Origin of the sequence: Mesorhizobium sp. dw_380, from assembly GCF_018588885.1 — a bacterium.
Classification (GTDB): domain Bacteria; phylum Pseudomonadota; class Alphaproteobacteria; order Rhizobiales; family Rhizobiaceae; genus Mesorhizobium.
The window spans coordinates 1-1,823 of sequence record NZ_JAFFIW010000103.1 but is presented as its reverse complement, the minus strand read 5'-3'; the positions used below and the strand labels follow the sequence as shown (position 1 = coordinate 1,823).

Annotated in this window: 2 protein-coding genes; both read left to right on the top strand. The window is 66.6% G+C overall.

The window, feature by feature from the left end:
• A partial coding sequence (locus JT360_RS33000; RefSeq protein ID WP_250889245.1) for a protease inhibitor Inh/omp19 family protein occupies positions 1–403 on the top strand: 403 nt, incomplete at its 5' end.
• 85 nt (positions 404–488) lie between these two features.
• Entirely contained in the window at positions 489–1,688 is a 1,200-nt protein-coding gene (gene zapE / locus JT360_RS32995) for a cell division protein ZapE (RefSeq protein WP_214477594.1), read from the top strand.
• The last annotated feature ends 135 nt before the right edge of the window (positions 1,689–1,823 follow it).

The window sequence follows — 1,823 nt, the reverse complement described above, 5'->3', positions numbered from 1 at the left end:
CCCCCCAACGCGCCCCCCCCCCCGCCCCGCCCGGCCCACCCCCCCCGCGCGACTCCCGCCCCCCCCGGAAACACCGGCGGGCGCCGCCCCGCCCCCGGACGGGCCCGGCCCCGCCGGCGCCGCGGACCTCAGTGCGGCAAGCGTCGCCGGTGTCTGGAACGCCAGCGTTTCCGGCCAGAGCTGCAAGATCGCGACGCCGCAGACCAAGTTCGGTGCCGGCTTCCGCGCCGGGCCGTTGCACTGCCCGGCGCCGATCGACGGCATCAAGTCGTGGAATGTCGCCGGCAAGCAGCTGACACTTTATGATGAGAATGGCGGCTCGCTGGCCCGGCTCTATTCCTCGGGCGGCTCGAAATTCGACGGCCAGACTTCCAACGGCCAGCCGATTTCGCTTACAAGGTAAGCCTGATTTCCCGGGTGCATGCCGCCCAAAACCGGCTCCGGGTTTGGGATGACGACACGCATTGAAGCAAAACACGACGTGACCGATGCATCTGCGTGACGGCCTCCAGACCCATGTGACCGTCAGGCAGCGCTACGACCATCTGGTGGAAACCGGCGCGGTCGCGCGCGATCCGGCGCAAGAGCGGATCGCCGGCGCGCTCGACCGGCTGATCGACGAGATTTCAGCCAAGCGGCTGGCGCAGAAATCCAGCGCGCTGGGCTGGCTGTTTGCCCGCAAGCGCGAGACACATGCGGCCGTCAAGGGGCTCTACATCCATGGCGGTGTCGGCCGCGGCAAAACCATGCTGATGGACATGTTCTTCGAGCTGGTGCCGGTCCGGCGCAAGCGCCGCGTCCATTTCAACGATTTCATGGCCGATGTGCAGGACCGCATCCAGAAGCACCGGCAGGCGCGCAAGAATGGCGACGTCAAGGAGGATGACCCGATCCCGCCCGTGGCCAAGGCTCTGGCCGAACAGGCCTGGGTGCTGTGCTTCGACGAATTCTCGATCACCGACATCGCCGACGCGATGATCCTGTCGCGGCTGTTTTCGGCGCTGTTCGCCAACGGCGTCGTGCTGGTCGCCACGTCGAACGTGGCGCCGCAAAATCTCTACCGCGACGGGCTCAACCGTCAGCTGTTCCTGCCGTTCATCGCCATTCTGGAACGGCACGCGCAGGTGCTCTCACTCGACAGCGACAAGGATTACCGGCTGGAAAAGCTCGCCCGCACGCCGGTCTATGTCACGCCGGCGGACGCGGCGGCCGACCACGCGCTCGACGAGGCCTGGCAGACGATGACGCGTGGCGCGCCGACAGCCGCGACGTCGCTGACGCTGAAGGGCCGGCACGTGGTAGTGCCAGCCGCCGCCGGCGACGCGGCGCGGTTTTCCTTCACCGATCTCTGCGAAAAGCCACTTGGCGCGCGCGATTTCCTGGCGATCGCTGGGCGCTTCTCGACCGTCTTCATCGATCACGTGCCGGTGCTGGGCGAAGGCAAGCGCAACGAGGCCAAGCGCTTCATCCTGTTGATCGACATGCTCTACGATCATCACGTGCGGCTGGTGGTGAGCGCCGAGGCCGCGCCGCAAAAGCTTTATGTGGCCAAGCGCGGCGTGGAAGTGTTCGAGTTCGAACGCACGGCGTCACGCCTGATCGAGATGCAAAGCCGCGATTGGCTGGAGGATTGGGCGGAACGGCGGAAGGCGATGGCGGCGCCAGAGGCGTCGCAGGCGCAGGCTTAAGGGTCCAGAAAGGTCGAGATCCTTCGCGCCCCTCTCTGTCCTGCCGGACATCTCCCCCACGAGGGGGGAGATCGGCCTTCATCGCGACTTTCGCCAATCGGCGACGTTGTAAGGGTGAGCGGAGCACCGAAGCTG